Here is a 269-nt window from a genome sequence, read left to right on the forward strand (position 1 = left end):
GTGGCGGGGTGGACGCGCGGCGGGATCGGCACGCCGCGCAAAATGGCGATGTCGCGGATCAGATGGGCGATGGCTTGCAAGATCATCAGCGCAAAGCTGAGGGTGATGATCGCCTTGATCGGCCACATATAGGGCCGCCAGGCCGAGGGCGCGCGCTCATTGATCTCGATGCTGTACGCGGTGCTTTCAAACGCGCCCCACAGCATGACGCCAAGGTAAAACAGCAGCGCAAAGATGGTGAACACATCCCAAAGCGCCTGCCCCTTGGG

General features: G+C 62.1%; 1 protein-coding gene. It reads right to left on the reverse strand.

The features are described from left to right. Positions 1 to 269, reverse strand: a 269-nt coding sequence (locus tag Q5762_RS38510) for a TRAP transporter small permease subunit (protein ID WP_315896967.1), incomplete at both ends; no start/stop codon positions are given.

This window comes from Streptomyces sp. P9(2023) (genome assembly GCF_032436795.1).
Lineage (GTDB): Bacteria > Actinomycetota > Actinomycetes > Streptomycetales > Streptomycetaceae > Streptomyces.